We start from the raw sequence: 25183 nt of genomic DNA, 5'->3' as shown, positions 1-25183 counted from the left end.
TGGTTTCCGCATTACTTCGATGCGGAGGGAAAGGGAAAACAGGTGCTCGACGTCAACAACTTTGACGAGCTCCGGATTGGGCTCGCTACCGCCGACGACATCCGCCGCTGGTCTCGCGGTGAGGTCAAGAAGCCCGAGACGATTAACTACCGTACGCTGAAGCCGGAAAAGGATGGCCTTTTCTGTGAGCGTATCTTCGGCCCGACCCGTGACTGGGAGTGTGCTTGTGGTAAGTACAAGCGCGTTCGCTTCAAGGGCATCATCTGTGAACGCTGTGGCGTTGAGGTGACCAAGTCGAAGGTTCGCCGTGAGCGCATGGGCCACATTGAGCTGGCCGCTCCGGTCACTCACATCTGGTACTTCAAGGGTGTGCCGTCCCGCCTCGGCTACCTGCTCGACCTGGCTCCGAAGGATCTGGAAAAGATCATCTACTTCGCTGCCAACATCATCACCTCCGTGGATGAAGAGGCTCGCCACAACGACCAGGAAACCCTCGAAGCAGACATGCTCGTGGACAAGAAGCTGGTTGAGGACGATCGTGACCAGGAGCTGGCCGAGCGTGCCCAGACCCTGGAAGAGGATCTGGCTGAACTCGAGGCAGCGGGTGCCAAGGCTGATGCCCGTAAGAAGGTTCAGTCCGCAGCCGAGCGCGAGATGCGCCACATCCGTGAGCGCGCCCAGCGCGAGCTGGATCGTCTCGACGAGATTTGGAACACCTTCATCAAGCTCGAGCCGAAGCAGATGATTATCGACGAGGGTATTTACACCGAACTCGTCGACCGCTACGAGGATTACTTCACCGGTGGTATGGGTGCTGAGGCTATTCAGACCCTGATCCGCAACTTCGACCTGGCCAAGGAGGCCGAGGAGCTGCGCGAGATTATTCGCGACGGCAAGGGACAGAAGAAGATGCGCGCCCTCAAGCGCCTGAAGGTTGTCACTGCATTCCTGCAGTCCGGCAACGACCCGGCCGCTATGGTGCTCGACTGCATTCCGGTGATTCCGCCGGAGCTGCGCCCGATGGTGCAGCTCGACGGTGGCCGCTTTGCGACCTCGGACTTGAACGACCTCTACCGTCGTGTCATCAACCGAAACAACCGCCTGAAGCGCATGATTGACCTGGGCGCTCCGGAAATCATCGTCAACAACGAGAAGCGCATGCTTCAGGAATCCGTTGACGCACTGTTTGACAACGGACGTCGTGGCCGCCCGGTCACTGGTCCGGGTAACCGCCCGCTGAAGTCCCTGAGCGACCTGCTCAAGGGCAAGCAGGGTCGTTTCCGTCAGAACCTGCTGGGTAAGCGTGTTGACTACTCCGGCCGTTCGGTTATTATCGTCGGCCCGCAGCTGAAGCTGCACCAGTGTGGTCTGCCGAAGCTGATGGCTCTTGAGCTGTTCAAGCCGTTCGTTATGAAGGAGCTCGTGGCCAAGAGCTACGCGCAGAACATCAAGAGCGCGAAGCGCATGGTTGAGCGTCAGCGCCCAGAGGTGTGGGACGTCCTCGAAGATGTCATTACCGGACACCCGGTCCTGCTGAACCGTGCACCTACGCTGCACCGCCTGGGTATTCAGGCGTTCGAGCCGGTCCTGGTTGAGGGTAAGGCAATTCAGCTGCACCCACTGGCATGTGAGGCTTTCAACGCCGACTTCGACGGTGACCAGATGGCAGTTCACCTGCCGCTGTCCGCTGAAGCACAGGCCGAGGCTCGCGTCCTGATGCTGTCCTCGAACAACATTCTGTCGCCGGCTTCCGGTAAGCCGCTGGCTATGCCGCGTCTGGATATGGTCACTGGCCTGTACTTCCTGACACTGGAGAAGCCGGAGCTGCCGGGTGGCCACCAGGATGCCACCGAGGACGCACCGGAGCAGGGTATTTACACCAGCCCGGCCGAGGCCATCATGGCTTACGACCGCGGTGCAATTGGCCTGCAGAGCCCAATTAAGGTTCGCATCAGCCACCTGCGTCCGCCGGCCGAGATTGAGTCCGAGCAGTTTCCAGATGGTTGGAACAAGGGCGATACCTGGCTGGCTTCCACCACGCTGGGCCGCGTTATGTTCAACGACCTGCTGCCGTGGAACTACCCATACGTCGAAGGCGTTATGGCTAAGAAGCCGCAGGCTGCGATCATCAACGACTTGGCTGCCAAGTACCCGATGATTACGGTCGCTCAGACCGTCGACAAGCTCAAGGATGCTGGTTTCTACTGGGCTACCCGTTCTGGTGTCACCATTGCTATGTCTGACGTGCTGGTTCTCCCGAACAAGCGTGAGATCCTGAACGGCTACGAAGAGAAGGCCGCCACGGTGGAGAAGAAGTTCCGCCGCGGTAAGCTCTCGGCCGCTGAGCGTCACGAGTCGCTGGTTAACCTGTGGAAGGCTGCGACGGCTGAGGTCGGTGAAAAGGTCGAGGCTCTGTACCCGGATGACAACCCGATTCCGATGATCGTGAAGTCGGGTGCTGCCGGTAACATGGGCCAGATTCACTCGCTGGCCGGCATGAAGGGCATGGTTACGAACCCGCGTGGTGAATACATCACCCGCCCGATTAAGACCTCCTTCCGCGAAGGCCTGTCGGTTCTCGAGTACTTCAACAACTCGCACGGTTCCCGTAAGGGTCTGGCCGATACCGCGCTTCGTACCGCTGACTCGGGTTACCTGACCCGTCGTCTGGTCGACGTTGCACAGGACGTCATCGTTCGCGAAGAGGACTGTGGCACCCACGACGGTGTCGTTGTCGAGATTGGCGAGGATGTTCTGGACGCAACCGGCAACCCGACCGGCGAGATCCGTCGTGCGAAGTACGTCGAGACCGCCGCGATTGCTCGCGTACTGGCAGCAGATGTCACCGACGCTGAGGGCAATGTCCTTATCGAGGCTGACACCGACCTGAACGACGACCACATCACCCTGGCTCTCAGCCACGGTGTCAAGGAAGTCAAGGTCCGCTCGGTTCTGACCTGTTCCACCGCAACCGGTGTCTGTGCCAAGTGCTACGGTCGTTCGATGGCAACCGGCAAGCTGGTCGACATCGGAGAGGCTGTCGGTATTGTCGCTGCGCAGTCCATTGGTGAGCCGGGTACCCAGCTGACCATGCGTACGTTCCACCAGGGTGGTGTCGGTGGCGACATTACCGGTGGTCTGCCGCGTGTCCAGGAGCTGTTCGAGGCCCGAGTGCCGAAGAACAAGGCTCCACTGGTTCGCGAAAACGGTCGCGTGCGCCTGGAGGAGGACGAGCACTTCTACACGCTCACCCTCATCCCGGATGCCAACAGCGAGGACGAGGTCGTCTACGACAAGCTGTCCAAGCGTCAGGGTCTGGCTGAAATCACCGTCGATGGCCGTCGTCGCGCCATCCGCGATGGTGACCATGTGGTTAAGGGGCAGCAGCTGCTCAAGGGCGCTGCCGATCCGCACGAGGTCCTCGAGGTCCTGGGGCGCCGCGGTGTCCAGCGTCACCTCATTGAGGAAGTCCAGTCGGTCTACCGTGACCAGGGTGTGGCCATTCACGACAAGCACATCGAGGTTATTGTCAGCCAGATGCTGCGCCGCGTGATTGTGTCCAAGCCGGGTGACTCCGACCTGCTGCCAGGCGCATTGGTCGAGCGCTCCACGGTCATGGCTAAGAACCGCGAGATTGTTGCCTCCGGCGGCAGCGTCATCGAGGGCCGTCGCGTGCTGATGGGTATTACCAAGGCATCGCTGGCCACCGAGTCCTGGCTGTCCGCGGCCTCCTTCCAGGAGACGACGCGCGTGCTTACCGACGCCGCTATCAACAAGCGCTCGGATAAGCTCATCGGCCTGAAGGAGAACGTGATCATCGGTAAGCTAATCCCGGCTGGTACGGGTATCTCGCGCTACCGCAACATCACTGTTGAGCCGACTGAGGAAGCTGCCCGCCAGGCAGCCGCACCATTTGCCTCCTTCGGTGAGGGCTTCTACGGTGCCGAGGACACCTACGGCATCGACCAGGTTGGTTCCGCAGTTCCGCTGGATGACATCGGAACCTTCGAGTAAAAATCAATAGCTTTGCGGCCGCGGCTGGGGGTGGCAATCCTTTGAGATCCCCCAGTTCACCGCTGAGCAGAGCCACGCTCCTAACAGGGCTTACTGGTTAGCAATACGCGGTTAACCGAGCCCGACATTAGGCGGCAACCCAAAAATTCCCCCGACACCACAGTTGGTCAGTTGTTTTTAAACAGCTAGCCAAAAGGTGTTGGGGGATTTTTTGCTATTTACTTAAGTAATTTGCTATTGAAATGCGTAATTTGTGGCTACAATAAACAGTACGTTCGTACGGTAGACATAGCAGCGCGCATGAGAGGTGCCCGCCATGACTGAAATCACCATCATCCAACCCGATCCGACAGTCCCCATCGGCCGAATCGCACCATGGCTCGAAGAAATCGGAGCAACGTACACCACCGTCCGCCTATGTCGCGAACCAGTTCCGGCAATCACTGACTGCGGCGAGGGCATTATCATTCTGGGCGGCGCAATGGACGCCCTCAATGAAGAAAAGGCACCGTGGCTGCCCGCACTACGCACACTGCTTGACGACGCTCTTACCACCCACATTCCCGTTATCGGTATCTGCCTCGGACACCAAATCATTGCCAATTGCTTTGGCGGTACGGTGACAGTGGCAGCACCTGGTCAAGGTCAAGAAGGCGCAGCGGAGGTCACGTTGACCTCGGAAGGTGCGTGCGATCCACTTCTCGGTGCGCTACCTACAACCTTCGAGGTGGCAGAGTCCCACTTTGACGCAGTCGATGTACTCCCACCGCAGGCGACGTTACTGGCCACTGGTGAGCCATGCCCCGTCCAAGCCTTCCGGCTTGGCAGCATCGTCGGTGTGCAGTTCCACCCAGAGGCCACCCCAGAGTTAGTGGAGGAATGGTCAAAGACCAATGGCACGGATTCGGAGGCGATTGTGGCCAAGCTCCGAGCCGTCGATAAGCAGGTGGAAGCCAATGGGCGTGCGTTGATTGCGGCATTCGTCGAGCAGGTGGGTGCCAATCAGCCCAAGCGTGCCTGCAGTGTTGATGCGGGTGTCTAAGCAGGCTGCCTGATTAGACACAGCACGCACCCCGGGGCCGCGGTGGGGGCGGGAAAGCAGATGACTACCGCGGCACTCGCGACGTGCTACATCTTGCGCAGCGAAAACGCCGGTGCATTAAGGACTATGCGCCGCGCTAGATTCCAGTAATCATGTTGAGCGTCTGTTACATGCTCGATTGAATTGCCCATGAACCTGGCCCAGATGCCAAGGCCATCGGGAAGTGAAGACGCGCCGATAAGCGGGGCAGTGTCGCTGTGTGGATAGTCCTGCCAAGAGGTAAGGACATCGTCGACAAGCGGTGGCGAACATATGACCCAGAGGTTTGCCCAGGCGCGGTAGTTGCCATGCGCGATGGGCGAGGAGAGGTCGCGTTTGCCGAGATAGTGAGCCTTTTCGATAAATGCGGGAACACTGTCGTGCGCGTGTAACTCTGCACGCAGATCAATCTCGGCGGCATCGTGGAGCTCTCCGTGAGCGACGCGACCAGCGGTAAAGCAGTCGCCGACAATTGCAGTAGCACCGGGGGAGACAGTCACCTTTGTGTGCTGGCGGAAGTGGCAATCACGCGAAGGAATTGCCGGGTCCGGCAGGTATTCGAGGACGGCATCCGGCTCAACCGTGAATTCAGTCAGCTGTTCGGCGTAGCCGCTGGTCATTGAGTGCACTCGAGTAGCCGCCTGAGAGGTGACAATCGCATGTGCGCCACTTCGAACCTGTATCCGCTGGCGAACATGGTCGCCCTGGGCGAGACCGCCGCCGGTGGCACGAATATAGACCACGTGGGCATCGGGGAAGGACGGGTCGGAATGGAGAATGCGCCCCAGAGACAGCGGTGCACGAACACGCCGGGTACCGGGGCCAGCAGGCAGAATCTCCAGGTCGAGTAAGCCGTCCTTGCCAGGTCGTAGCATGGTTATGCCTGGTCAGAGGAGGAATCAACCGACGCAGACTTCGCCGCAGCCTCAATGAGATCGGCGAACTCCGCAATGCCGGAGCCGTCTAGACAATTGGTCAGCATGACCGGCTTGTCAGAGCGCACGGCAAGCGCATCAGTGTGCATCTGGTCCACATCGCAGCGGACATAGGGCGCGATGTCAATCTTGTTAATGACAAGAACATCGGAGTCCGTGATGCCAGGGCCACGCTTCTTCGGCATCTTCTGCCCCTCGGCGGTATCGAGCACAAAGACAAATAGGTCCGCCAGTGCAGGTGAGAAAGTCAGCGTGAGGTTATCGCCACCGGATTCGTAGAAAACAATGTCGATATCTGGGTGCTCCTCCAGCAACTCGGCGCTGGCCATGAGGTTCATAGTGGGATCATCGCGCACCGCAGTGTGTGGGCACGAGCCTGTCTCCACACCGATAATGCGCGAGGAGTCGACCACGCCGTCCAGCGCCTGCCGGATGTGATGAGCATCCTCTTGGGTGTAGATGTCATTGGTAATGATGCCCGGTGTGAAACCACGGGAAATCAGCTCAGGTACGAGCGTTTCAATCAAGGCCGTCTTGCCGGAGCCGACTGGTCCACCAATGCCAACGTGAAAAACCATTGTCAAAAATTCCTTCTTAATAGTTAACTTGCTAGTTGCTTGTCAGAGGCCAAAAGCCGAGCTTTAGGTAATAAACAATCGGGCCGCCGCAGTCTCGTGGCGCGCAGAGGCAATATCTAACAGCGGCGTACAGGCACCAATATCGTCGGTGCCAATCGTCCGCGAAGTCTCAACAACCTCCGTGACCACTGGAGCCAGCTGTCGAATCAGACGCTGCGCACCGACAAAATCAGCCACCTGCAATCGCACCGCCGCTGATGCCACAGCAGAGACGAAACCAAAGGCCTCGGCCTGCGCCGCCTCATCGGAATCCAGTCCAGCGGACCGATGAATCAACGCCATCACCACCGGGCTGTGCCCATACGCCAAGCGGCTGGACGCATCCGGGCTGCTCACCGCTTTCGAATACGCGCGCAGGGTATCGTCGTCAAGCCCTAACTCACGCGCCATAAACAGCATCTGCTTGCCGACGCGCACGCTGCCCCTCCGCTGCGAAAACGTCGGTCGTGCCGCATGCACCATCGCGTCGATTCGCATTATCCCAGCGACCGAATCCTGCTCCCACGTGCGAAAATGCGCAGCCAGATCGACCGGCGCGAAGGAATAACGCAACATGTCCTCGGCGACGGTGGCAAGTGCTGCCTCGTCACGCTTGCCGACGATCCCCTCGGCGACCAGCCCCTCGAGACCATGCGACAGCGTATAGCGACCGGAGGGGAATGCGGTGTCAGACCACTGCAAGGCCTGGTAAAACGACGAAGTCAAGCTCATCACCAGAGCCTAGAAGAGATAGTGCAGGCGCGTTAGCGGAAGCTCCTGGGCAGGCTCGATGCTGACGGGCTCGCCATCGACGGTGACCACATAGGTTTCCGGATCGACGTCAATCTTGGCCAGAGTGTTGTTTCGCACCATGTTTGCCTTGCCAATTCCGCGGCAGTCCTTTACCGGCAGAACACGGCTTTGCAAACCGAGCTCTTCCGGCACACCGGCATCAATTGCGGCCTGGGACATGAAGGTAATGCGAGTAGCCGTGAGAGCGGAACCGTAATTGCCGAACATATTGCGGAAATAGCAGGGTTCAGGAGTCGGGATGGATGCATTGGGATCGCCCATTTGTGACCAGCAGATTACCCCGGAGCGCAGAACCACATCCGGTTTTGCGGCAAAGGAATCGATTGGCCACAGCACCAAATCCGCAATCTTGCCGACTTCCACCGAACCCAGATAGTCATCAATTCCAGCGGAAATGGCGGGATTGATGGTCAGCTTCGCCAAGTAGCGCAGGACGCGTTCATTGTCATCGCCATTGGTTTCATCAGCACCGGGAAGTGGGCCGAGCTGGGCGCGGCAGTGATGAGCAGTCTGGAATGCGCGCGTGAAGGACTCGCCGACTCGTCCCATCGCCTGCGAATCGGAGGAGAAAATGGAAATGATGCCCATGTCATGGAGCACGGTTTCAGCTGCGATGGTCTCAGGTCGAACACGCGAATCGGCAAAAGCGACATCTTCCGGCACCGAGTGGGAAAGGTGATGACAGACCATCACCATATCCAGCAGTTCTTCGGCGCTGTTGATGGAGTAGGGCAGCGTCGGGTTCGTCGAAGCCGGCAGAACATTCGGAATCGCCGTGACCTTCAAAATGTCCGGGGCGTGACCGCCACCGGCGCCTTCAGAGTGGAAGGTGTGGATGGTCTGGTCACCAATGGCTTTGCGCGTGTCCTCGAAGAAACCTGACTCGTTGAGCGTATCCGTGTGGATGGCCAGCTGAACGTCGTACTTATCGCAGATGTCCAGCGCATTGTGAATAGTCGCAGGTGTCGCGCCCCAGTCCTCGTGAATCTTGAGCCCGGCAGCGCCAGCGAGTAGCTGTTCAACCAGCGCGTCCGGCTGACTGCCCGAACCCTTGCCCAGGAAACCAGCATTGACCGGCAGACCCTCTGCCGCGCGCAGCATGGTGTGAATATGGAATTGACCAGGCGTACACGTCGTGCCCTTTGACCCCTCCGCAGGCCCGGTACCGCCACCGAAGAACGTCGTAATGCCGTTGGAGAGACCCTCTTCGGCCTGCTGCGGTGCCAGGTAGTGGATGTGCGTATCGATGCCACCGGCCGTCAGCAGTCGATGCTCACCGGCAATAACCTCGGTACCAGCACCAATGACCAGGTCGGGGTGAACTCCGTCCTGCGTATGCGGGTTGCCCGACTTACCAATTGCGACAATCTTGCCATCTCGCAGACCCACGTCTGCCTTGACGACGCCCAGGAGAGCATCAACAATAATCGCGCTCGTAATAACCGTATCGGGCGTGCCTTGTGCGCGAGTTGCCTGCGGATCTTGGGCCATGCCGTCACGGATGGACTTACCGCCGCCATAGATGGACTCGTCGCCGGGGAAGTTGGCCGTGTAGTCCTTCTCGATTCGAATGACCAGATTGGTATCCGCCAGCGGTACTACATCGCCGGTTGTGGGGCCGTAGAGCTCCGCGTATCTCGACGAGCTGATCGTCGTTTCCTCATCCGCGGCAACTGGCATCGGTTCTGCAGGCTCGTGCGCAAAACCGTAGTCGGCAATTCGCTGAAAGGCAGCTTCCCGAGTGGCTTCATCATCCAGCGGGCCCTCAGTCATCCCCGCGAAGCCGTGGATAATGCGGTCTCCACCGAAGTCGACCAGTGTGACCGTCTTGGTATCGCCGGGTTCAAAGCGCACTGCCAGGCCGGCGGGGATATTTAGGTGCATTCCCCAGGCCTGATGGCGATCAAAGCAAAGGGCCGCATTGGCTTCGAAGAAGTGATAGTGAGAACCGACCTGGATTGCGCGGTCGCCGGTATTGGCCACCTTTAGTCGCAGAGCGCGGCGGCCTTTATTCAGAACTATTTGTCGACAATCTGTGTTGTTACTCGGTTGCATCTGCATCGATATTTCCTAGGTCAAACTCAGTGTGGACATCTGCGCTGTGATGGTGGTGATGATGGTTGTGACCATGACCGTGACTGTGCCCATGCACGTGGCCGTGGTGATGATGACCGTGGCCATGCACGTGGCCGTGACTGTGTCCATGGCCGCCATCCTCCTCGCCGTGACTATGGGCATAACCGTGCTCATGATCGGCAAGTAATGCTGCCTCAATGCCGTCATCATCATGCGACTGCAAAAGATGCAGAGCGGTTTTAGCAGACTGGGAGATGGCCGTCGCCAGTGCAGTACTGGTGATGAGTGGTTTTTGATTCTCGGCTGTCTGCAAATCAGCGCGGATTACTGTGCTCCGACGGGTTGGGCGCAAGGACTCGTCGTCAAGCGTGGCTTTATACGGTGCCAGCGTCTGCGAGACGGATGGGTAGACATCGTCGAACGCGACCACTACATCGGCGCCAGAACTGTGCGTCCACGCCAGACGAGCGATACGGAACAGCTCCGCGTCCGCGAACGGATCGATGGCAGCGGAACATATGACCGCGATATCGTCGGCCGAGGTCTCGCGCCGGAGCGTTGCGCGTAGAAACGCCAGCGTGGTGGTGGCACCCAGCGGCGGTGCCGCGAGTGCAATGCGCACATTCGAGTGATTGCGCTTGAACCACTGACAAGTCTTGGCCGTGTCGGCGATGAGTGGCAGATTGCGGCCACTTGTCATGGGCATAACGACGATATGGAGATTCTCGGTGTCCTCGCGGCCCAAATCCGCCAGTGTGCTGCGCAGCTCGGTGCCTGTGGAGGTCACGATGGTCTGATCAAAAGTGTCGAGGCCCTCTACTGCGGTGGTGATGAACTCTGGGCTGGCATCGACTCCGCAGTGAGCGATGAGGATACGTGGGGTCTGGGCTGCCATCTATTTGCCGCCAATTGGGTCATGGACGGATACGAGCTTTGTGCCATCGGTGAAGGTGGCCTCGACCTGTACCAGCATGATTGCCTCGCGGACACCATCGAGGACATCGTCAGGTCCGAGTACCTCGGTGCCAATGGTCATGGCTTCGGACACGGTCACACCATCTCTGGCGGCTTCGACGACGGCATCGCTAATCAGTGCTACTGCTTCGGGCCGGTTGAGTTTTAGACCGCGGTTCTTTCGTCGCTCGGCGACACGAGCTGCAAGAAAGAGCATGAGTTTATCTTGCTCGCGCGGGGTGAGGCGCATGTGTTACCTGCCTAACTGCTCAAAATGTGTGCTCATTGAGACTCAACGCCAGTTCGTACTATATCTGATTTCACAGCAAATAATTGCTGCACTACCGAATCATGACTGGTTACTTGCAGGCTATGCCTAAGCCAGCCGTATGGGTTTTCGGCGCTGAGGCAGCAATTTGCTGGGCAGCATTACAGCTGATGACCGGCCTATAGTTGGGCGGCTGGTGTGGGGTAGCTGAAGGAAGTAGCTGTCGTGAACTGACATCAGGGGTATCTCATGACGACCACAATGGCCGACGCTAAGCAGGGAAAGCGGAGGGCGGGAAATACTGGGTCGTCATCGAAGTTGGGTGACGACTATCCGCTCCGATTCGCGCCACGACACTACCGAACGTGGACACCAGTAGCAGTTGCCGGCTCGGCACTGGGAGGAATGGCCTACTTGGCTGACTTCTCCATCGGTGCTGGAATCGGCATTGCTCACGGAACAACAAACGCTGTGGTTGGCATTCTCATCGCCGCAGTCTTGATTTTTCTCTCCAGCGCGCCGCTGGCAATCTACGCCGCAAAGTTCAATCTCGACCTCGACCTCATCACACGCGGTTCCGGCTTTGGCTACTACGGCTCCGTAATCACCAACGTCATTTTCGCGACTTTTACATTCATCTTCTTCGCCACCGAAGGCGCAATTATGGCCCAGGGCCTAAAGCTCGGGCTCGGGATACCACTTTGGCTGGGATACCTGGTGAGCGTGCTCATCATCATCCCCGTAGTGGTTTTCGGAATGAAGACGCTACAGAAGATGCAGACGTGGACCAACCCACTCTGGCTAGTCATGATGGTGCTACCGATGGTGTATCTCGTCGTCAGGCACCCTGACTCCGTGGACGCTTTCTTGCATTATCAGGGGCAGGGAGAAGGTCCTAGCCTGGCGGCAATGATGGCTTCTGCCGGTGTGTGTTTGGCGCTGGTGGCGCAGATTGCCGAGAACATTGACTACATCCGTTTCATGCCGCCGAAGACAAAGGACAACGCCACGTCGTGGTGGGCCTCGGTCATCATGGCTGGGCCGGGATGGGTTATCTTCGGTGCAGCTAAGCAGATTATCGGTGTGTTTCTCGCGGTCTACATGATTTCGGTGGTCGGCGGCGGCATGACCGAAGCCGTTGAGCCAGTGCATCAGTTCATGACGGTGTACCAGGAAATGGTGCCCACGTGGCTGGCAATCACGCTGGCGGTCGTCTTGGTGGTGATGAGCCAAATCAAGATCAACGCCACGAATGCATACTCTGGCTCGCTGGCGTGGACTAACGCCTACACGCGAGTGGCAAAGTCCTATCCGGGACGCATTGTCTTCGTCTTCGTCAATCTCGGCATCGCACTGGCGCTTATGGAGTTCGACATGTTCTCCATGCTCAATGCGGTTCTGGGGTTCTACTCAAACCTCGCCATTGCGTGGATTTTCACAGTGGCTACGGACATTGCAATTAACAAGTGGGTCCTGAAGATCTCGCCGATTTATCCCGACTACCGACGCGGAATGATTCACGACTTCAACCCCGTCGGCATTACCTCGCTCGTTGCTTCCGCGACAATCTCAATCGCCATGTACTTCGGCGCTTTCGGCGAGAGCTTGGTGCCGTACTCCGCACTCGTCGCCGCAGCAATCGCCTTCGTCGTCACGCCGACGATGGCAATTCTGACTAAGGGGCGCTACTACCGACGTCGCTTTGACGACGGCATCGCCGCACCGCTTTTCGACGAGCACGGGAACCCATCCAATGAGTCTTTCACCTGTGTCATCACCGGTGAACAGGTCGAACGACCTGATGTAATCCTTTCGGCGGAGCGTGGCGACGATGGCGCGGAGCAGTACATATCCTCGCTCGCACTGACAATGGACCGCGACGGCCGACATGTTATGCCGGCTCAATCGCGGCGGGGGCGTAGCGCATCAGTGCGAACGTCCTGAGAGGAGGCGCTAGGCCTTTAGCGCCTCTGAGATGGGGGTATCGCCCTCATTGAAGTTAATGGTGCGACCAATCGTTTGATCGTTGAATACGGTCTGCGCGATGACATTGGCAACCGTTGCACGGGCAACCTTTGTGGCCTTTGTGGCATCGGTGTCAATGGAATCCTGGCCTTCGTCGAAGGTCAGCGTGCTCGGTCCCAGGATTGTCCAGTCCAAGTCAGATTCGCGCAAAGCTGTATCCGCGGCGGCCTTGGCCTCGGCGTAGGCAAAGAAGGAATTATCCTCAGGAACTCCGTGGTTCGGGCCGGCACCAAAGTAGGACACCATTACGTAGCGGTTAACTCCGGCGGCCTTGGCAGCTGCCATCGAGGTGATTGCGGCATCGCGGTCGATTGCGTAGGTGCGCTCTGATGAACCGCCGCCTGCGCCAGCGGACCAAACGACGGCATCATTGCCGCGTAGCAGGTCAGCGAACTTCTCGGTCGAGAGCTCGGTGATGTCATAGACAGCTGGGGTGGCACCGAGCGCTTCAATGTCCGAGACCTGATCAGGGTTACGAATAACTGAGGTTACTTCGTAGCCTTCATTGATGAGTAGGGGAGTAGCGATTTGGGCCACCTTGCCGTGGCCGCCGATAACAATAACTTTTTTAGCCATGCCCCACCTATACGTCAGCTCGCTGGTACTAGCAATGCAGTTGCCTTCGCTGGCAGTGAACATGACGAACGGTGAGCGACGAACGGTGAGCGCTGAGTATGGCGAGGCGTACTTCTTGCCACCCCATTTGCAGGGTACAAGAACGCCTAGTTAAGTCGTCCTAAATCAAGTTATATATGTAGACGTAATTTACCTGTTCAATCCGGGTATTTTTCGATATTGGTAGCCCAGCAGAGGCCCTTAGTTTTTCCAAAAAGACAAAATTAGGGCGAATTCGCGTAGAAAATACCTGTGAAATGCCGTTGCGGTATTCACCATGGCTCATCGACCAAATTCTGATGTCGGCACGTTGCCACGACTAATCGGAAAAATTACTTCTACGGTGGCGCAAATGGCGCCGGGGCGAGGAATTGATTCAGTGCGCATTGAGCCTGTGGGCTGGCATGCGCATGAAGAAGGCGTGCGGAAGCTAGTTGATAGCTTTCAAGCTATTCCTGCTGACCAGCGGGTCAGGTTGGCGAAGCGCACATCAAACCTTTTTCGCGGGCGTAGTAAAACTCTCGTACCAGGTCTAGATGTCAGCGGTCTCGGCGGAGTAATCGCCGTCGATCCAGTTGAAAAGACTGCCGACGTGCAGGGAATGTGTACCTACGAAGACCTGGTAGATGCCACTTTGCCCTACGGTCTGATGCCTTTGGTTGTGCCAGAGCTAAAGACAATTACGCTCGGTGGAGCTGTGACCGGTATTGGCGTGGAGTCAACGAGTTTCCGTAACGGCCTGCCACATGAGTCCGTCATCGAGATGGATGTCCTAGTCGGTACCGGCGAAATTGTGACCTGCTCGCGCACGGAAAATGTCGATCTTTTCCGTGGCTTTCCAAACTCCTATGGTTCCCTCGGCTACACCGTACGGTTAAAAATCGAGCTCGAAGAAGCACTTCCATACGTCGAGCTGCGACACGTTCGGTACAACTCCACGACGGAAGCGGCAGAGGATCTGGCAAAGATTTCCGTGGAAAAGGAGTTCCAAGGCGAGCCTGTTCACTTCCTTGACGGTGTCGCTTTCTCGCCGAATGAGATTTACCTGGTGCTGGGACGCAAAACTGATGAGGAAGGTCCCGTCTCGGACTACTCCCGAGACAAGATCTACTACAGGTCCCTGCAGCACCCCTCCGGCGTTACTCGAGATCGCCTGAAGATTCGCGATTACATCTGGCGCTGGGATATTGACTGGTTCTGGTGCTCTAGAGCCTTCGGTACCCAAAATCCCGCAGTTCGTGCAATGTGGCCGCGCGAGCTCAAACGATCCTCGGTGTATTGGAAGTTCGTCGGCCTCGATCGCAAGTACGACATTGACGCGAAAATGAAAGCACGAAAAGGCCTGCCGGCCAATGAGCGCGTCGTCCAAGATATCGAGGTCACTGTTGACCACTTGGCTGAATACCTGGATTGGTTTTTCCAAGCCTGCGATATCCAGCCTGTGTGGCTATGCCCGATTCACCTTCGTGATGGCTCCAGCGAGCTAATTGGTACTGGCGACAAGCTCGCTGGCAGCAGCAGTGCTTGGCCACTGTATCCGCTAGATCCCGAGACCACCTGGATCAATGTCGGGTTCTGGTCTGCAGTGCCGAACAACCATGTCCCAGGAGATACTCGCCTCGGCGCGTTCAACCGCGTTATTGAGGCCAAGGTCAGCGATTTGGGCGGTCACAAGTCACTGTATTCCGAGGCGTTCTACTCACCAGAACAATTCGGAGCACTCTACGGTGGCAACCTACCCGATGAGCTCAAAGCAATCTACGACCCTGATTCCCGGTTCCCGCGGCTGTATGACAAGACCGTCACTGGTGCCTAACTAGAAGCCCAACCACTTCAAGCGGCTTTTCTCCAATTCTTCGAAATAGCCAGTTAATAGCAAGGATTCACCATGGCATTTACTCCAATGAACGTTGCAGAGATTTTCGAGGCCTTCATCGATACCTCGGAGAAGCCTCTGCCAATTCGCCTGACGGCTTTTGATGGTTCAGTCGCTGGCCCCGACGATGCAAAAGTAGGCTTGAACGTCCGCTCGCTCGATGCGCTGAACTACATCGTTACTCATCTGCGTGATGATGTCGGATTCGGTCGCGCATTCGTCACCGGTGAGATCGAGCTGACTCGCGTCCGTCTCGGACACCCAATTGAAGCGTTCGACGCTCTGATGAAATTGCACGAACAATTCGTGATGCCACCTGCAGCAACTTTGGCGAAGATTGTTCGCTCCCTGCGTTCGATGGGGCTGCCATATGTTCCTGTTGTGCCCGAGATTGAACGTACTGCATGGTGGAAGAAGCGCCTGCAAAACGGTCTAGCACGTCACTCTAAGGAACGCGACGCAGACTCGATTTCGTCGCATTACGACGTCAGTAATGAATTCTACGAGATCATCCTGGGCCCATCGATGACGTACACCTGCGCCTACTACCCGAATGAGAACTCCACGCTCGAAGAGGCACAGGAAAACAAGTACCGCCTGGTATTCGATAAGTTGCGCCTGAAGGAAGGCGATAGGCTTCTCGACGTTGGCTGTGGTTGGGGCGGCATGGTTCTCTATGCGGCAAGGCGCGGCGTTAAGGCCATCGGCGTGACTCTGTCGAAGCAGCAGGCAGAGTACGCACAGGCCAAGATTAAGGAAGAGGGCCTGGAAGATCTTGCTGAGGTGCGCTTCCAGGACTACCGCGATGTTCCTGAAGAAGGCTTCGATGCCATCTCCGCAATCGGTCTTTTGGAGCACATCGGTGTGGAGAACTACCCGAGCTTCTTCGGCTTCCTCTATGGCAAGTTGAAAGAAGGCGGTTTGATGCTGAACCACTGCATCACCTACTGGGATAACCACCGCACCCGCAAGGGCACCTTCATCGACCGTTACATCTTCCCAGACGGTGAGCTCACCGGTGTCGGAACTATCATGCGAGCAATGCAGGATCAGGGCTTTGAGATGCTCGATCAGCAGAACCTGCGTTTCGACTACGAGCACACTCTCTATGACTGGTGTGAACGACTGGACAAGGATTGGGACAAGGCCGTCGAGCTGGTTGGTGAGCAGACCGCAAAGCTGTGGGGCATGTACATGGCTGGTTCCGGGTACAACTTCGCATGTAACCAGATCCAGCTGCACCAGGTTCTGGGTGTAAAGGTGTTCCCGGACGGCTCCCGTGGTGATGTCCCGCAGCGTCAGTGGTGGAAAGACTAATTGTCTTAAGCGTCGATAATTCTCATGTCCGCTAGCTAGCCTGAAAGTATATGAAGGTAGAAAAAGTTGGCGTAATCGCATTATCGGCAGTTGTATGTGCGGCTGCCCTGGCTGGTTGTGGGGGACAGGACCAGCAACAGGTCGGCCGTGAGGCCGATGACGGCAGTCATGATACGCAGTCGGAGGCACCTACAACGCCTGCCCCGAGTGCTAATAATGCGCACAGCAGAAAGCCCGATGAGCCGATTCTGGGCAATATCGGGCCTAATGGCGCCTGTGATGAAAGCGTCATCGCAATCGACCACGAAAAGCCCACAGCGCGGATCACATATCACGGTCAGCCTGGTGACCACATCAAGCTGACCATTAATAGCAATAGTCCGGAGCGAGAAGCAGAAACCCAAGGGTTTGAGCTTTCGAGCACGCTGACCGAGATGCAAATTCCAACAGACATCCCCAACGACACCATTCCGAACATTCAGGTGGAAGCCGATGGGCGAGTGGGGCTCGCCGGCAACTGTGTCATCGAAGTGAATTAGAGGCGTAAAACCGGCTATAAATAAGGCCACAGAACTAGTCGTCGTAAAGCATGCGCGTGACTGCAGTGACGAAAGAGAGCGCGTGGGGAGGCGCGCCGTGCTTTACGACGATAATTTGTGAGTCGGCCTTCGCACTGATCAAAGTGGCTGAAATTTTTACGCTATTACCTGGGTGTTTGGAGTAAAGCCCCAGCTCGCGTACTGTTATACAACGATCCCAGAAAAGAATTGGGAACTTGAGACATTACCCAGTAGGCCAGCGAGAGCGGCTGACTGGGTTTCGCACGTTCAAAATCCCTCCGCTTTTCTCGTGTTAAACCGATGGGCTCACCACTGGATGAGTAATAACTTTTCTTGTGAAGCATTCACACGGATGGTGGTTACTCCGCTGCGGTCGGCATCGGGCACGAGAATCTCAGGCGGCGAGAGAAAGAAGAAAGAGGCTTCATGCCCACTATTCAGCAGCTGGTCCGTAAGGGCCGCCATGACAAGAAGGCTAAGGTTGCAACCGCAGCTCTGAAGGGTTCCCCTCAGCGTCGCGGCGTTTGCACCCGTGTTTACACCACCACCCCGAAGAAGCCGAACTCGGCTCTTCGTAAGGTCGCTCGTGTGCGCCTGACCTCCGGCGTCGAGGTCTCCGCTTACATCCCGGGCGAGGGCCACAACCTGCAGGAGCACTCCATGGTGCTCGTCCGCGGTGGTCGTGTTAAGGACCTCCCGGGTGTCCGCTACAAGATCGTCCGTGGTTCCCTCGACACCCAGGGTGTCAAGGACCGCAAGCAGGCTCGTTCCCGCTACGGCGCAAAGAAGGAGAAGTAAGCCATGCCACGTAAGGGCCCAGTACAGAAGCGTCCTGTCGTCAACGACCCGGTCTACGGCTCCCCTCTGGTGTCGCAGCTGGTCAACAAGGTTCTGATTGACGGTAAGAAGTCGACCGCAGAGCGCATCGTCTACGGTGCACTTGAGCTGTGCGAAGAGAAGACCGGTACTGACCCGGTGCTGACTCTGAAGCGCGCAATCGAGAACGTCAAGCCGGCTCTTGAGGTTCGTTCCCGTCGTGTCGGTGGCGCCACCTACCAGGTCCCGGTCGAGGTTCGTCCGGGCCGTGGCACCACTCTGGCGCTGCGCTGGCTGCTGATGTTCTCGCGTCAGCGTCGTGAGAACACCATGACCGAGCGTCTCGCTAACGAGATCCTCGATGCATCCAACGGCCTGGGTGCATCCGTCAAGCGTCGTGAGGACACTCACAAGATGGCGGAAGCAAACCGCGCATTCGCTCACTACCGCTGGTAATCGCTTATCGACGGGGCCGCGAGTGGTCACCGTCGTAAAGCAGCTGCCGGTATGTCAACGGCGCGCGTCGGTCGCGGTCCACGGATCTTTAAGGGTCACTCAAATAGGGCCAGCCCGGCGCTTACACCTGATGTCTTGCGTAGAATTTACGCAAAAGGTGTACGTCACGGCGCGACTTCGCGCCAAGACGGTGGCATTATAGATAAAGCAAACCCGACCGACGGCGGATTTGACGGCCAATTGCAATCCCGTAATTGAGCCTCACCGCCAAACCGATTTGAAACGAGTGGGGAATCAAGTGGCTGAAGGTGCACTTCCCGTTAAGAAGGACCTCCACAAGGTCCGCAACATCGGCATCATGGCGCACATCGATGCTGGTAAGACGACTACGACCGAGCGCATCCTGTACTACACGGGTATTAACCGCAAGGTCGGCGAGACTCACGATGGTGCGTCCACAACCGACTGGATGGAGCAGGAGAAGGAGCGCGGTATTACCATTACCTCCGCTGCTGTGACCTGTTTCTGGAACGACAACCAGATCAACATCATCGATACCCCGGGTCACGTCGACTTCACCGTTGAGGTCGAGCGTTCCTTGCGTGTGCTCGACGGTGCCGTCGCAGTCTTCGACGGTAAGGAAGGTGTCGAGCCGCAGTCTGAGCAGGTTTGGCGTCAGGCTCAGAAGTACGATGTCCCACGTATTTGCTTCGTCAACAAGATGGACAAGCTGGGCGCTGACTTCTACTACACCGTTGGCACCATCGTTGACCGCCTGGGCGCTAAGCCGTTGGTTATGCAGCTGCCGATTGGCGCTGAGGATGACTTCGACGGCGTTGTTGACCTGCTGGAGATGAAGGCCCTCATGTGGCCGGGCAAGGTCGAGATTGGCACTCCTGCGCAGGTCGAGGAGATTCCGGCTGACCTGGTCGACAAGGCTAACGAGTACCGTGAGAAGCTCATTGAGACCGTCGCTGAGTCCGACGAGGAGCTCATGGAAAAGTACTTCGGTGGCGAAGAGCTGACCATGGACGAGATTAAGGGCGCCATCCGCAAGATGGTTCTGAACTCTGAGGTCTACCCGGTCTACTGTGGTACCGCTTACAAGAACAAGGGTGTTGAGCCGCTGCTCGACGCTGTCATTGACTTCCTGCCGAATCCGCTGGACATCGGTGAGGTGCACGGCCACCAGATGGGCGACGAGGACGTCGATATGGTTCGTAAGCCGTCTAAGGATGAGCCGTTCTCTGCTCTTGCATTCAAGATCGCTGCTCACCCGTTCTTCGGTAAGCTGACCTTCGTCCGCGTTTACTCCGGTCGCGTGGAGCCGGGCCAGCAGGTCCTGAACTCCACCAAGGACAAGAAGGAGCGCGTCGGTAAGCTGTTCCAGATGCACGCCAACAAGGAGAACCCTGTTGACGAGGCAGTGGCAGGTAACATCTACGCCTTCATTGGTCTGAAGGACACCACCACTGGTGACACCCTGTGTGCACAGGATGCTCCAATCGTTCTGGAGTCCATGTCCTTCCCGGATCCGGTTATCTCGGTTGCTATTGAGCCGAAGTCCAAGGCTGACCAGGAGAAGCTGAGTACCGCTATTCAGCGTCTTGCTGAAGAGGACCCGACCTTCACCGTTCGCCTGGATGAGGAAACCGGCCAGACCGTTATCGGCGGTATGGGCGAGCTCCACCTTGACGTCCTGGTTGACCGCATGAAGCGCGAGTTCAAGGTCGAAGCAAACATCGGTAACCCGCAGGTTGCTTACCGCGAGACCATCCGCAAGCCGGTCGAGAAGTTCGAGTACACCCACAAGAAGCAGACCGGTGGTTCGGGTCAGTTCGCCCGCGTCATCATTGCTCTGGAGCCTTACGCTCCGTCTACTGACGAGGTTGAAGAGGGTGAGTCCACCACTTACAAGTTCGTCAACGAGGTGACCGGTGGCCGTGTTCCGAAGGAATACATTCCATCTGTCGACGCTGGTATTCAGGACGCAATGCAGTACGGTACCCTGGCTGGCTACCCGCTGGTGAACATCCAGGCAACCCTGCTCGACGGTGCTTACCACGAGGTTGACTCCTCTGAAATGGCCTTCAAGATTGCTGGTCAGCAGGCTCTGAAGGAAGCTGTCCAGAAGGCTAAGCCGGTCCTGCTTGAGCCGATGATGGCCGTTGAGGTCATTACTCCGGAAGAGTACATGGGTGAGGTCATCGGTGACATCAACTCCCGTCGTGGTCAGGTTAACTCCATGGAGGACCGTACGGGCGTCAAGGCTGTTAAGGCTCTGGTTCCGCTGTCCGAGATGTTTGGCTACGTTGGTGACCTGCGTTCCAAGACCCAGGGTCGCGCTAACTACACCATGATCTTCGACTCCTACGCTGAGGTTCCTTCCTCCGTGGCCGAGGAGATCATTGCAGCGCGCACCGGCGCTTAAATTGCATCGGCAGGGTGGGGCGCTCTATCAGGGCTGACCCCATCTCTGTGCGCACTGCGCTGTCACTCTTTTTAGACGGTGCAGTGCGAGGGTCTGCAGCTTTTTAGTAGATTCCCTTAAGATTTGACTGTGCTGAGATGTCGCCAGACTCTTGGCTCGTGTTAGCACAGGCAAGCTCTTGGGGGTAGCTGCTCGCAATTCATATCGTTGGGCGATTTTAGATCGCAACTCAAATATCTAGTATTTATGCAGGTAAATGACGATGTGAGTTGCTGGCCGTTACCCACCCTTAACTAGGGGGTTGGTCTGGTTTGGAAAACTCCAGTATCCTGCCCTAGTATCGAGTAACTGGCACAGTGAAAGAATAGTGCTCTTTTGCGCGCGCACGTTCCGAAGTCGTAAGCGAACAGCTTGAAAGCTTCTGATGTTGTGAAGGCGGATTGAGTGACCACAAAATTGTGGCTGCGAGAGTCGTGGCCACCTAGACCTCCAGGAGGACTAAAAGTGGCAAAGGCGAAGTTCGAGCGTACGAAGCCGCACGTCAACATCGGTACCATTGGTCACGTTGACCACGGTAAGACCACCACTACCGCCGCTATCACCAAGGTTCTGGCTGACAAGTACCCGGACCTGAACCAGTCGTTCGCTTTCGACGCTATTGACAAGGCGCCGGAAGAGCGGGAGCGCGGTATTACCATCAACGTCTCGCACGTTGAGTACCAGACCGAGAAGCGTCACTACGCTCACGTCGACGCTCCGGGCCACGCCGACTACATCAAGAACATGATCACCGGTGCTGCTCAGATGGACGGCGCGATTCTGGTTGTCGCCGCTACCGACGGTCCGATGCCGCAGACCCGTGAGCACGTTCTCCTGGCTCGCCAGGTTGGCGTTCCGTACATCCTCGTTGCACTGAACAAGTGCGACATGGTTGACGATGAAGAGATCATCGAACTCGTCGAGATGGAGATTCGCGAGCTGCTGGCTGAGCAGGACTACGACGAAGAGGCTCCGATTGTTCACATCTCCGCTCTGAAGGCTCTTGAGGGCGACGAGAAGTGGGCAGAGTCCATCGTCGAGCTCATGCAGGCTTGTGACGACAACATCCCGGACCCGGTCCGCGAGACCGACAAGCCGTTCCTGATGCCGATTGAGGACATCTTCACCATTACCGGTCGCGGCACCGTTGCTACCGGTCGTGTTGAGCGCGGCGTTCTGAACGTCAACGACGAGGTGGAGATTCTGGGCATCAAGGAGAAGTCCCAGAAGACCACCGTTACCGGTATCGAGATGTTCCGCAAGCTGCTGGATTCCGCTGAGGCTGGCGACAACTGTGGTCTGCTGCTCCGCGGTACCAAGCGTGAGGACATCGAGCGCGGTCAGATCGTTGCTAAGCCGGGCGCTTACACCCCGCACACCGAGTTCGAGGGTTCCGTCTACATCCTGTCCAAGGATGAGGGCGGCCGCCACACCCCGTTCTTCAACAACTACCGTCCGCAGTTCTACTTCCGCACCACCGACGTCACCGGCGTCGTTTCCCTGCCGGAAGGTGTCGAGATGGTCATGCCGGGCGACAACGTTGACATGTCTGTCAAGCTGATCCAGCCGGTCGCAATGGACGAGGGCCTGCGCTTCGCTATCCGCGAGGGTGGCCGCACCGTCGGCGCTGGCCGCGTTACCAAGATCATTAAGTAAGTCTTCTCCCCAATGGGGAAATGCTTTAGCTAGGTCTTAGAAGAATCCCGACTCCGCGTAAGCGGAAGTCGGGATTCTTTGTATCTGTACATAGCCGACATTAGACGGGATGGGACCGGCGCAATAGCCGTCGTTAAGCAGACTGTTCCGTAATGGGTGTGATGTACGTTGCACTTTGGAATCGCGATTTTACATTTGCAGTGTGGTCGTGCTTTAATACGGAGGTTGCTTTAACAAAGGCGTTCGCGCCAATTGTTGTATCAGGCCCAGCTGGGAACCAGTACGAAATTGGACTTAGCGCCTATGGTAAGGCGAGCATGACCACGTAGGGAAGTTTCTTCCCAATCGTGCCTCACGGAGAAAACGGGCGACACGCCCGACCGCGGGGGTCGGAGGTGGCATGGCAAATTAACAGCGGCAGTAGGCAAAATGAAGAGCCCCACGAGGGGGGACTTGTTTTCCACTGGGATTTGAGTGCAAGGCGTTATTCGTCCGCTCGGGTCATGGCCAAAAGTTAATTTGCCATGACGATCGAAGACGAAATCGCTTTGAAGTAATGCACAACCCAGTTTTAATTTCTGGCGCTGGCCATAGTTGCTGACGGCGTCGAGAAACATTGACAGGGTCGACGCCCCTTTAATTGGGGCGCGCCGACCGAGGAGAGGACAAGCGTGGCCGGACAGAAGATCCGCATCAGGCTCAAGGCCTACGACCACGAGGCTATCGACGCTTCTGCGCGAAAGATCGTGGAGACCGTTACCCGTACGGGTGCACGCGTCGTTGGCCCGGTGCCGTTGCCAACCGAAAAGAACGTTTACTGCGTTATCCGTTCGCCGCACAAGTACAAGGACTCGCGCGAGCACTTCGAGATGCGCACTCACAAGCGTCTGATCGACATTCTCGATCCAACGCCGAAGACCGTCGATGCACTTATGCGCATTGACCTTCCGGCAAGTGTCGATGTGAACATTCAGTGATCCTGGACTTTTGGTAGCGGAGACAAGATAAATGAGTGAAAACGAGATCAAGGGCATCCTGGGCACGAAGCTCGGTATGACTCAGATCTTCGACGAGGAAAACCGCGTTGTTCCGGTTACCGTCGTTGAGGCTGGGCCGTGCGTAGTGACTCAGGTGCGCACTAAGGAAACCGACGGCTACGACGCCGTCCAGATTGCATACGGCGAAATTGACCCACGTAAGGTCAACAAGCCGGAGGCCGGCCACTTCAAGAAGGCCGGTGTGACCCCGCGTCGCCACAGCGTCGAGATTCGCACCCCGGACGCTTCCTCTTACGAGGTCGGCCAGTCCGTTGGTGTCGACATCTTTGGCGAAATTGAGTACGTCGACGTCACTGGTACCTCCAAGGGCCACGGCTTTGCCGGTGGTATGAAGCGCCACGGCTTTGCTGGCCAGGGTGCTGCTCACGGTAACCAGGCTGCTCACCGTCGTGTTGGTGGCATTGGCGCCTGCGCCACGCCAGGACGCGTCTTCAAGGGCAAGCGCATGGCAGGCCGCATGGGTAACGACCGGGTCACAACCCAGAACCTGAAGATCCAGAAGGTTGACGCTGACGCGAACCTGCTGCTCATCAAGGGCGCAGTTCCGGGTGCACGCGGCGGCCTGCTGGTTGTTAAGACTGCCACGAAGGGTGGTGCTCACGCATGACCAACCTCAAGCTAGACGTACACACCGCTGAAGGCGGCGTGAACGGTTCGGTTGAGCTTCCTGCTTCCGTGTTCGACGCGGAGGTGTCCATCGCCCTGATGCACCAGGTTGTTGTCGCGCAGCGTGCAGCAGCTCGCCAGGGCACCCACAAGGTCAAGACCCGCGGCGAGGTTCGCGGCGGTGGCCGCAAGCCGTGGCGCCAGAAGGGTACCGGTCGCGCTCGTCAGGGTTCGATCCGTGCTCCGCACTGGACCGGCGGTGGCATTGTCCACGGCCCGGTGCCGCGCGACTACAGCCAGCGCACCCCGAAGAAGATGATTGCAGCTGCACTGCGTGGCGCACTCTCTGACCGTGCTCGCCACGACCGCATCCACGTTGTCGAGGAACTGGTCCCAGGCCAGACCCCGTCCACCAAGGCAGCTCGTACTTTCGTCGAGCGTCTGACTGAGCGCAACAACGTGCTCGTCGTTCTGCCACGCGAGGACGTCAACTCGTGGAAGTCGGTTCGTAACCTGCCAGGTGTCCACATCCTGTCTGAGGATCAGCTGAACACCTACGACGTTCTGAAGGCCGATGACGTCATCTTCGCCGTTCAGGCGCTTAATGACTTCATCACTCGCACCGCCGGTAAGGAGGAGAAGTAATGGCTACCATCGCAGATCCCCGCGACATCATTGTTGCACCGGTAGTGTCTGAGAAGTCCTACGGACTCATGGAGCAGGGCGTTTACACGTTCCTGGTTCACACCGACGCTAACAAGACCCAGATCAAGATCGCGGTCCAGGAGATTTTCGGTGTCAAGGTCGCTTCCGTCAACACCCTCAACCGTGAGGGCAAGCGCAAGCGTTCCCGCACCGGCTACGGCAAGCGCAAGAACACCAAGCGCGCCTACGTGACTCTCGCGGCCGGCAGCGATCCCATCGACATCTTCGGCGGTTCGGCAGCCTAGCCGCTAGCCGACGAGGAAGT

21 protein-coding genes are annotated in these 25183 nt (G+C 57.5%); 14 read left to right on the top strand and 7 right to left on the bottom strand.

Annotated elements, in window-relative coordinates; all coding sequences use genetic code 11:
* The first annotated feature begins 42 nt into the window (after positions 1-42).
* Together HMPREF2651_RS04950 and HMPREF2651_RS04945 are read left to right on the top strand one after the other, a co-directional pair.
* Entirely contained in the window at positions 43-4014 is a 3972-nt protein-coding gene (locus HMPREF2651_RS04950; RefSeq protein ID WP_005509745.1) for a DNA-directed RNA polymerase subunit beta', read from the top strand.
* Positions 4015-4330: 316 nt separating this feature from the next.
* Positions 4331-5056 (top strand): type 1 glutamine amidotransferase, encoded by a 726-nt coding sequence (locus HMPREF2651_RS04945; RefSeq protein WP_049180772.1) that lies wholly within the window; start codon positions 4331-4333, stop codon positions 5054-5056.
* 86 nt (positions 5057-5142) lie between these two features.
* Here HMPREF2651_RS04945 and HMPREF2651_RS04940 read toward each other — a convergent pair whose 3' ends face one another.
* From HMPREF2651_RS04940 to HMPREF2651_RS04915, 6 genes are all read right to left on the bottom strand, one after another.
* Positions 5143-5970 (bottom strand): urease accessory protein UreD, encoded by an 828-nt coding sequence (locus HMPREF2651_RS04940; RefSeq protein ID WP_049180773.1) that lies wholly within the window; start codon positions 5968-5970, stop codon positions 5143-5145.
* Between the two features lie 2 nt (positions 5971-5972).
* Positions 5973-6608: an urease accessory protein UreG gene (gene ureG, locus HMPREF2651_RS04935; protein WP_141737478.1), complete on the bottom strand. Its 636-nt coding sequence runs from the start codon at positions 6606-6608 to the stop codon at positions 5973-5975.
* Positions 6609-6671: 63 nt separating this feature from the next.
* Positions 6672-7379 carry an urease accessory protein UreF gene (locus HMPREF2651_RS04930; protein ID WP_038627626.1) on the bottom strand — a complete coding sequence of 236 codons (708 nt, stop codon included), beginning with the start codon at positions 7377-7379 and terminating at the stop codon, positions 6672-6674.
* Positions 7380-7388: 9 nt separating this feature from the next.
* Entirely contained in the window at positions 7389-9515 is a 2127-nt protein-coding gene (gene ureC, locus HMPREF2651_RS04925; protein WP_080972809.1) for an urease subunit alpha, read from the bottom strand.
* Positions 9502-10431, bottom strand: coding sequence for a hypothetical protein (locus tag HMPREF2651_RS04920; protein ID WP_049180775.1), 930 nt, complete (start codon positions 10429-10431; stop codon positions 9502-9504). Before HMPREF2651_RS04920 ends, ureC begins: the two co-directional genes overlap by 14 nt.
* On the bottom strand, positions 10432-10740 hold the full coding sequence (locus HMPREF2651_RS04915) for an urease subunit gamma (protein WP_038627628.1): 309 nt from the start codon (positions 10738-10740) through the stop codon (positions 10432-10434).
* Positions 10741-11007: 267 nt separating this feature from the next.
* On the opposite strand from HMPREF2651_RS04915, the gene HMPREF2651_RS04910 reads away from it, so the two are divergent.
* Positions 11008-12702: a purine-cytosine permease family protein gene (locus HMPREF2651_RS04910; protein WP_049180776.1), complete on the top strand. Its 1695-nt coding sequence runs from the start codon at positions 11008-11010 to the stop codon at positions 12700-12702.
* A 9-nt stretch (positions 12703-12711) separates the two neighbouring features.
* Here the strand turns inward: HMPREF2651_RS04910 and HMPREF2651_RS04905 are convergent, their stop codons facing one another.
* Positions 12712-13359, bottom strand: a complete 648-nt coding sequence (locus HMPREF2651_RS04905) for an SDR family oxidoreductase (protein WP_038627630.1) — start codon at positions 13357-13359, stop codon at positions 12712-12714.
* A 316-nt stretch (positions 13360-13675) separates the two neighbouring features.
* Here HMPREF2651_RS04905 and HMPREF2651_RS04900 point away from each other — a divergent pair, with 316 nt between their 5' ends.
* The 11 genes from HMPREF2651_RS04900 to rplW all read left to right on the top strand — a co-directional run bounded on the left by HMPREF2651_RS04900 (position 13676) and on the right by rplW (position 25163).
* Positions 13676-15214 (top strand): FAD-binding oxidoreductase, encoded by a 1539-nt coding sequence (locus HMPREF2651_RS04900; RefSeq protein ID WP_080972800.1) that lies wholly within the window; start codon positions 13676-13678, stop codon positions 15212-15214.
* A 72-nt stretch (positions 15215-15286) separates the two neighbouring features.
* Positions 15287-16591 carry an SAM-dependent methyltransferase gene (locus tag HMPREF2651_RS04895; RefSeq protein ID WP_049180778.1) on the top strand — a complete coding sequence of 435 codons (1305 nt, stop codon included), beginning with the start codon at positions 15287-15289 and terminating at the stop codon, positions 16589-16591.
* A gap of 50 nt (positions 16592-16641) precedes the next feature.
* Positions 16642-17130, top strand: a complete 489-nt coding sequence (locus tag HMPREF2651_RS04890; protein ID WP_038627634.1) for a hypothetical protein — start codon at positions 16642-16644, stop codon at positions 17128-17130.
* Between the two features lie 447 nt (positions 17131-17577).
* The gene (gene rpsL / locus HMPREF2651_RS04885; protein WP_038627636.1) at positions 17578-17949 is read left to right on the top strand and encodes a 30S ribosomal protein S12; all 372 of its coding nucleotides are present in this window, start codon (positions 17578-17580) and stop codon (positions 17947-17949) included.
* A gap of 3 nt (positions 17950-17952) precedes the next feature.
* Positions 17953-18423, top strand: coding sequence for a 30S ribosomal protein S7 (rpsG, locus tag HMPREF2651_RS04880; RefSeq protein ID WP_016422052.1), 471 nt, complete (start codon positions 17953-17955; stop codon positions 18421-18423).
* Between the two features lie 298 nt (positions 18424-18721).
* On the top strand, positions 18722-20854 hold the full coding sequence (gene fusA, locus HMPREF2651_RS04875; RefSeq protein ID WP_038627639.1) for an elongation factor G: 2133 nt from the start codon (positions 18722-18724) through the stop codon (positions 20852-20854).
* Positions 20855-21358: 504 nt separating this feature from the next.
* Positions 21359-22549, top strand: coding sequence for an elongation factor Tu (tuf, locus tag HMPREF2651_RS04870; protein WP_038627641.1), 1191 nt, complete (start codon positions 21359-21361; stop codon positions 22547-22549).
* A 671-nt stretch (positions 22550-23220) separates the two neighbouring features.
* Complete coding sequence (rpsJ, locus tag HMPREF2651_RS04865) at positions 23221-23526, top strand: 30S ribosomal protein S10 (RefSeq protein ID WP_003938093.1); 306 nt, start codon at positions 23221-23223, stop codon at positions 23524-23526.
* Positions 23527-23557: 31 nt separating this feature from the next.
* Positions 23558-24214 carry a 50S ribosomal protein L3 gene (gene rplC / locus HMPREF2651_RS04860; protein ID WP_005509762.1) on the top strand — a complete coding sequence of 219 codons (657 nt, stop codon included), beginning with the start codon at positions 23558-23560 and terminating at the stop codon, positions 24212-24214.
* Positions 24211-24858, top strand: a complete 648-nt coding sequence (rplD, locus tag HMPREF2651_RS04855; protein WP_038627645.1) for a 50S ribosomal protein L4 — start codon at positions 24211-24213, stop codon at positions 24856-24858. Before rplC ends, rplD begins: the two co-directional genes overlap by 4 nt.
* Positions 24858-25163, top strand: a complete 306-nt coding sequence (rplW, locus tag HMPREF2651_RS04850; protein ID WP_038627647.1) for a 50S ribosomal protein L23 — start codon at positions 24858-24860, stop codon at positions 25161-25163. Before rplD ends, rplW begins: the two co-directional genes overlap by 1 nt.
* Positions 25164-25183: the final 20 nt, after the last annotated feature.

It is taken from the genome of Corynebacterium sp. HMSC063A05, from assembly GCF_001809695.1.
In the GTDB taxonomy this organism is placed as follows: Bacteria; Actinomycetota; Actinomycetes; order Mycobacteriales; family Mycobacteriaceae; genus Corynebacterium; species Corynebacterium amycolatum.
The sequence above is the reverse complement of the archived record's forward strand: the minus strand, read 5'-3'. Positions and strand labels throughout refer to the sequence as shown.

What these genes read in the sequence shown, in the direction of transcription:
- HMPREF2651_RS04945 (WP_049180772.1), top strand. Translation starts at nt 4,331, where the DNA reads ATGACTGAAATCACCATCATCCAACCCGATCCGACAGTCCCCATCGGC.
- HMPREF2651_RS04940 (WP_049180773.1), bottom strand. Translation starts at nt 5,970, where the DNA reads ATGCTACGACCTGGCAAGGACGGCTTACTCGACCTGGAGATTCTGCCT.
- ureG (WP_141737478.1), bottom strand. Translation starts at nt 6,608, where the DNA reads ATGGTTTTTCACGTTGGCATTGGTGGACCAGTCGGCTCCGGCAAGACG.
- HMPREF2651_RS04930 (WP_038627626.1), bottom strand. Translation starts at nt 7,379, where the DNA reads ATGAGCTTGACTTCGTCGTTTTACCAGGCCTTGCAGTGGTCTGACACC.
- ureC (WP_080972809.1), bottom strand. Translation starts at nt 9,515, where the DNA reads ATGCAACCGAGTAACAACACAGATTGTCGACAAATAGTTCTGAATAAA.
- HMPREF2651_RS04920 (WP_049180775.1), bottom strand. Translation starts at nt 10,431, where the DNA reads ATGGCAGCCCAGACCCCACGTATCCTCATCGCTCACTGCGGAGTCGAT.
- HMPREF2651_RS04915 (WP_038627628.1), bottom strand. Translation starts at nt 10,740, where the DNA reads ATGCGCCTCACCCCGCGCGAGCAAGATAAACTCATGCTCTTTCTTGCA.
- HMPREF2651_RS04910 (WP_049180776.1), top strand. Translation starts at nt 11,008, where the DNA reads ATGACGACCACAATGGCCGACGCTAAGCAGGGAAAGCGGAGGGCGGGA.
- HMPREF2651_RS04905 (WP_038627630.1), bottom strand. Translation starts at nt 13,359, where the DNA reads ATGGCTAAAAAAGTTATTGTTATCGGCGGCCACGGCAAGGTGGCCCAA.
- HMPREF2651_RS04900 (WP_080972800.1), top strand. Translation starts at nt 13,676, where the DNA reads ATGGCTCATCGACCAAATTCTGATGTCGGCACGTTGCCACGACTAATC.
- HMPREF2651_RS04895 (WP_049180778.1), top strand. Translation starts at nt 15,287, where the DNA reads ATGGCATTTACTCCAATGAACGTTGCAGAGATTTTCGAGGCCTTCATC.
- HMPREF2651_RS04890 (WP_038627634.1), top strand. Translation starts at nt 16,642, where the DNA reads ATGAAGGTAGAAAAAGTTGGCGTAATCGCATTATCGGCAGTTGTATGT.
- rpsL (WP_038627636.1), top strand. Translation starts at nt 17,578, where the DNA reads ATGCCCACTATTCAGCAGCTGGTCCGTAAGGGCCGCCATGACAAGAAG.
- rpsG (WP_016422052.1), top strand. Translation starts at nt 17,953, where the DNA reads ATGCCACGTAAGGGCCCAGTACAGAAGCGTCCTGTCGTCAACGACCCG.
- rplC (WP_005509762.1), top strand. Translation starts at nt 23,558, where the DNA reads ATGAGTGAAAACGAGATCAAGGGCATCCTGGGCACGAAGCTCGGTATG.
- rplD (WP_038627645.1), top strand. Translation starts at nt 24,211, where the DNA reads ATGACCAACCTCAAGCTAGACGTACACACCGCTGAAGGCGGCGTGAAC.
- rplW (WP_038627647.1), top strand. Translation starts at nt 24,858, where the DNA reads ATGGCTACCATCGCAGATCCCCGCGACATCATTGTTGCACCGGTAGTG.